Below are 5,326 nucleotides of genomic sequence, written 5' to 3'. Positions count from 1 at the left end.
ATCGTTTATTAATCATTGACGAAGATGTTCCCGGCGGAGCTTCGGCTTATATTCTTCAACAAATACTTGATGTTCAAAATGGGTACGACTATTTGGACAGCAAACCACAATGTTTAGCTTCACAGCCGCACCGACCCGCGTATGGAACGGATGGCGATTACTTTTCCAAACCATCAACAGAAGATATTTTTGAAAAAGTGTATGCGATGATGCATGAAGTAAATCCGAAAGAATTTCCGAGTTTGTACTAGTCCTTTTATTTTAGTATGTTTGAAATTCAATTAAAAATTGCTTGATCTATGAAAAAGTCTTTTGGTTTGATCTTTTTACTATTCATTTATAGTGCTTCTACTGTTGCACAAAGTACAGTGAACTTTAAGAATGACGAATTAAAATGGACAATGAATCATCCCAAAGGGTTCAAAGTTTACAATGGGGAGGAATGGTTGGCGGCACAAAATCTTCCGCCGAATGAGGATCCAAAACAGTCAAAAATATTGGTCGTTTTTCAAAAAGACAACGCCAACTACGCAGAGTTTAGTACCCGTCTTTTCGACCCTATCATTGACGGCGATTATGACAAAGCTTTAGCAAAAGTCAATGGTTTATTATACGAAACCCTGCATGGGCAAATGGTTGGTGCGGCAATAGAGACCGAGCAAAAAACTGTAACGGTAGGAGGATTGAATTTTAATTTATTCATTTTAAGCATTAAATACCCGAGTGCACAAGTGATTACAATCGAAATTTACAGCCGTTTGTTTGAAAACAATCAAGAACTAACAGCGAGCATACTTTATGCACTTCCGGAGCAAGGAGAATTGATGCGAGCTGCGTTTTTGGGTTCGGTTTTTGGGGAATAATATCTTTTAATTACTATTTTATTGTTCAAAGAATTGGTAGGATTATTTATTCTTAGTACTTTCCATATTAAAAGGACTACTTTTAATATGTAAATCATGATTAAATATTTTGGGTAATCTATTTTTAGTTAACTGTAAGCTAATCAAGTAAATTTTATAGTTATTCAATAATTCATTATAAAACATCCTCCTTCCCATTTATTATTAAAAAATCCCCCTACATTTGCATCGTGAAAAGAAGCAGTTCATTCCTATCAGGTGTTTTACTCATTGTCTTTTATTTTTTAATAGGCAATGTAGCTATTTATGCTAATTCACATACCGACTTTTCAACGCCTACTACTGAAAAAGAGGCCTCCTCCTTTAAAGCGGTTTCCAATGCATTGTATTGCTTTACTGAGCCCAAAAGTGCATCTGTAAATTACACACCCAATCCCGTGGTGCCGGTTTGTAAAACACTTTCAAAATTTTTTGGAGGAATCACTACGGAAGTAGAAACCGTTCTTGAAATTTCGAGTGTACAGTACCACAATTTTTTACGCTTTTTTCCAATACCTTTTCGTGCATTGGACCTGCTTTTTCCTTCCCATTATTTCTGGTAAATAAAATAAATGAAGTGGATTTCCGCAGAAATCCCTCTGTTCATCGAAAATGAAAATGTACGTCTACATTTTCAAACTATTATTTATTTATCATTCAAAAAACAAAAAAATGGAATTAGGAACCACCCTCATAGGTCTGTTCATTACAGCCTTGTGTATTGCACCTTTTTTATGGTTCAGTTACACGAATAAAAAACATAAAAAACAAATTATCAAAAGCATGTCAGCCGACCCGACTACAAAAATTACGTCGTACGAATTTTGCGGTGATATGGCATTGGCACACAGTGCTACCGAAAATAGAGTATTCTTTTATAAAAAAACAAAAGACCTCACAATTAAGCAAGCCATTCCGTTGGCTGATTTTAAAAGTTGTCAAGTAGTAAAAACAACCGATACTCAATCAAAAGATAAACACCAAGTAATTCAAAAATTGAATATAGTCTTTCATTCAAAAATTTCACATCAGCAGGATATCTCCTTACCTATTTACAATGCGGATGAAAGTATGATTATGGGGGGTGAATTATTGTTTGCTGAAAAATGGGTAAAAGAAATTCAGGGTAAATTAAATTAGCTTCCTAAGAGTATGCGTCACCTTCATTAAAGACTTATCCTAAAAGACCAACTAAAGTTGCTACATAAAACCTTACTATAGTTTTTGTGTAGTGACTTTATTTTTTTAGTAATTTAGCTTCACTAACCACTAAAAAAATCAAGGTATGAATCCGATTCTTCGAAATGTGCTGGCTGTAATTGCCGGATTAATTGTAGGAAGCCTCGTAAATAGCTCACTAATCATGATTAGCGGATTTGTTATTCCTTTGCCTGAAGGAGCAGACACATCAACAACTGAAGGCCTACAAGCTGTCATTCTTTTATATGAGCCAAAGCATTTTTTGTTCCCGTTTTTAGCCCATGCTTTTGGTACACTCGTTGGTGCTTTTGTAGCGGCAAAAATTTCACCCAACAATGGATTTAAATTGGCTATGGTGGTAGGATTATTTTACCTGGTAGCAGGTATTTATATGGTCATCATTCTACCATCACCACTTTGGTTTGACATTCTTGATTTGGCGATAGCCTATTTACCAATGGCATACCTAGGCTGGCTACTTGCCAAGAAAAAAACTGCATAGCTACCATGAAAAAAGGATACGCATTGCGTATCCTTTTTGCCCCAAATTTACCATGATCTTAACCTACTAATTCTATGGTGGCTTAAAAGTAAATAAGTAAAAGTTTTAAAAAAAATAAATCTGTTAAAAGGAATAAAAAATCGTTCAATGACGAACGATTTGAAATACTAAAATTCTTAATTAGACAAAGGTGTGATTTCGAACGCTTTTAAAGAAGTATACAGCTAAAATAAAAGAGTGACTTTACCAGCCACTCTTCGAAATAAACTAACGAAAATAACAAAAAACAATATAGTAACGGTCCGAAGGATTCCTTAGTATTTGAAATTTGTTAATTCTTTGAATTTTTGTAAGGCATGCCCAGCCAATTACTCTTCTTGACCAACTGTTTTGGAACGTAGTGATACTATAATCCCCACAGCCAATGCTAATGCAATAAAACCAAGTGACACCCACTCCGGAAACTTGTAATGATGCACAAAAAGCATTTTTACTCCAACAAAAGTCAGAATGGCAATCAAGCTGTATTCCAAATGAGCGAATTTATCGAGCATGTGCGACAAAAAGAAGTACATTGAACGCAAGCCCAATATTGCAAATATATTAGAACTGAACACCAAAAATGGATCAGGAGTGATGGCAAGTATTGCCGGAACACTATCTAAAGCAAACAAAATGTCCATTAATTCAATAACAACTAGAGCCACAAACAAAGGTGTAGCCGCTAAAATATGTCGGCGACGCACAAAAAAATGCTCGCCATCCATGTGCATTGTAATGGGCATTACTTTTCGTAGATTTCTATAGACGAAAGATTTTTTCGGATTGAATTGTTCCTCGTCATTTTTAAACAACATCTTAGCGGCAGTAAACAACAAAAATCCACCAAAAACATAGGTCATCCAACTGAATTCTTGTATGAGTTTGACACCTAGAAAAATCATTAATCCACGGAAGACCAAAGCTCCGATAATTCCCCAAAACAACACGCGATGCTGGTATTTTTGCGGAATTTTAAATGAAGTGAAAATCACTGCAATAACAAAGATATTATCAACACTCAAGGAGAGTTCAATTAAATAACCTGTAATAAACTTCATGGAAGCAATGGCGGGTGTATAATTTTCAGGGTTATCAATGTGATTGTTTTGATACAACCAATAAATCAAACCTGAAAACAAAAAAGACAAGGTTACCCAAATACCGGTCCAAATACCGGCTTCTTTTGATTTGATAATATGAGGAGTTTTATTAAAAACTCCCAAATCTAAAGCCAAAAACAATAAAATTGCAGAGATAAATAGCGTCCAAACAAGCATAGATGATAATTTAAAGGCAAAAGTAGTTGAAAGGAATGAATTCTGTCAAAATATTTATTTTTAATTAACTAACAATTTGTTTAAATCAAGAGCAATTCGATAACACAAAAAATTCAGCAGTAATGCGTACCTTTGATACTATGACAGATTTTGAACAATTATTAGCTTCCCAAACCAGCGTTTTTGTAATGGATGCATCTATATCCCTTGCCGAATATGTGCCAATTGATTTATCTATAACCAATACTAGCTTAGCAAAACTAAAGTTAAAAACAGCAGTTGATTATGAAAATCACATCAATGAATACCTAACAGAGCATCAAGGAAATATAGCTTTTGGTGGCTATGTAGAACACCGCAACTTATACCAACGGAGTACTATTTTTAACAACGAACAAACGGAGGAACGCAACATACATATTGGTTTGGATTTATGGATTGAAGCGGGTACAAAAGTACTTGCGGCGTTAGACGGTCAGGTACACAGCTTTCAAAATAATAACAATTTAGGCGATTACGGTCCGACCATACTGTTGGAACATGTGTTAAATAATTATACTTTTTATACGCTTTACGGACATTTATCGTTAGAAAGTATCACTCCTTTAAAAATCGGTCAACAGGTATCCAAAGGCGAAGCAATTGCCTCTCTGGGTACATCGGATGTAAATGGAGATTATGCCCCACATTTGCATTTTCAAATTATAAGGGATTTGGGTGATTATCATGGTGATTATCCTGGCGTGTGCAGCAAGAGCAAATTGAACTATTACCTCGAGAATTGTCCTGATCCGAAGTTATTATTAAACCTACACACATGAAAAAAATAACAATTGCATGTTGCCTATTACTTTTGGTAGGATGTCAAACAAAAAAAACCGCTCTTCCGCCTGAACTCAAAAAACCAAGTGTTGTGAAACTCAACAACACAGAAATTAACTCATTACAAAAAAGCAGAACCTACGAGTTAGGTAAAAGAGTCTTGATGACTTGCAACACCTCTGCTTTTAAGCCTTTCATAACCGAAGAAGCAACATCGCAAGTGATCCAGAAAATGACACGTGAAAGCATATCACTAACTTGTCAAAACATCTTACGTGGTTTTGGAAAATTCAACGACATGCAGTTGATGGAAGCCTATCGAATGGAAAAAGAAAAGCTAACTATTTTTCGTTACAAATGTGATTATGAAAAAAAACATAGCGTTAAGGAATTGAGGGTAACCATCAATAATGAAGATAAAATTACTTCAATAACTACTAAAGATTGGAGTGATGATTTCAAATAGACTAACCATCAAGCGATTTTACACCGCTTTCCAACAAGGTGATGCAACCAGCATGGCTTCTTACTACCATCCGGAAGCAACTTTTGAAGATCCGGTATTTGGCCTATTAAATCGT

Annotated in this window: 8 protein-coding genes and 1 pseudogene; 8 read left to right on the top strand and 1 reads right to left on the bottom strand. The window is 35.2% G+C overall.

Annotation, left to right across the window (positions count from 1 at the left end; all coding sequences use genetic code 11):
* The 5 genes and pseudogenes from ACIQ2S_RS10930 to ACIQ2S_RS10910 form a co-directional block, all read left to right on the top strand.
* Positions 1-251: pseudogene (locus tag ACIQ2S_RS10930) on the top strand (transketolase); the annotation flags it as partial.
* Between the two features lie 48 nt (positions 252-299).
* A complete protein-coding gene (locus tag ACIQ2S_RS10925) occupies positions 300-863 on the top strand; it encodes a hypothetical protein (RefSeq protein ID WP_396175887.1) in 564 nt (187 codons plus the stop codon).
* Positions 864-1,093: 230 nt separating this feature from the next.
* Complete coding sequence (locus ACIQ2S_RS10920) at positions 1,094-1,465, top strand: hypothetical protein (protein ID WP_396175885.1); 372 nt, start codon at positions 1,094-1,096, stop codon at positions 1,463-1,465.
* Positions 1,466-1,574: 109 nt separating this feature from the next.
* Entirely contained in the window at positions 1,575-2,042 is a 468-nt protein-coding gene (locus ACIQ2S_RS10915; RefSeq protein ID WP_396175883.1) for a hypothetical protein, read from the top strand.
* Between the two features lie 145 nt (positions 2,043-2,187).
* Entirely contained in the window at positions 2,188-2,604 is a 417-nt protein-coding gene (locus ACIQ2S_RS10910; RefSeq protein WP_396175881.1) for a hypothetical protein, read from the top strand.
* A 368-nt stretch (positions 2,605-2,972) separates the two neighbouring features.
* On the opposite strand, the gene ACIQ2S_RS10905 is transcribed toward ACIQ2S_RS10910, so the two are convergent.
* Positions 2,973-3,923, bottom strand: a complete 951-nt coding sequence (locus ACIQ2S_RS10905) for a TerC family protein (RefSeq protein ID WP_396175879.1) — start codon at positions 3,921-3,923, stop codon at positions 2,973-2,975.
* A gap of 122 nt (positions 3,924-4,045) precedes the next feature.
* Between ACIQ2S_RS10905 and ACIQ2S_RS10900 the strand changes: the two genes are divergently transcribed.
* The 3 genes from ACIQ2S_RS10900 to ACIQ2S_RS10890 all read left to right on the top strand — a co-directional run.
* Positions 4,046-4,744, top strand: coding sequence for a peptidoglycan DD-metalloendopeptidase family protein (locus tag ACIQ2S_RS10900; RefSeq protein WP_396175877.1), 699 nt, complete (start codon positions 4,046-4,048; stop codon positions 4,742-4,744).
* Positions 4,741-5,211: a hypothetical protein gene (locus ACIQ2S_RS10895; RefSeq protein ID WP_396175875.1), complete on the top strand. Its 471-nt coding sequence runs from the start codon at positions 4,741-4,743 to the stop codon at positions 5,209-5,211. The genes ACIQ2S_RS10900 and ACIQ2S_RS10895 overlap by 4 nt, the downstream gene beginning before the upstream one ends.
* The coding region (locus ACIQ2S_RS10890; protein WP_396175889.1) for a nuclear transport factor 2 family protein at positions 5,198-5,326 on the top strand (129 nt) is incomplete at its 3' end. The genes ACIQ2S_RS10895 and ACIQ2S_RS10890, both read left to right, overlap by 14 nt.

Origin of the sequence: Flavobacterium sp. (assembly GCF_044371705.1) — a bacterium.
Lineage (GTDB): Bacteria > Bacteroidota > Bacteroidia > Flavobacteriales > Flavobacteriaceae > Flavobacterium.
This window is presented reverse-complemented; position numbering and strand designations above follow the sequence as displayed.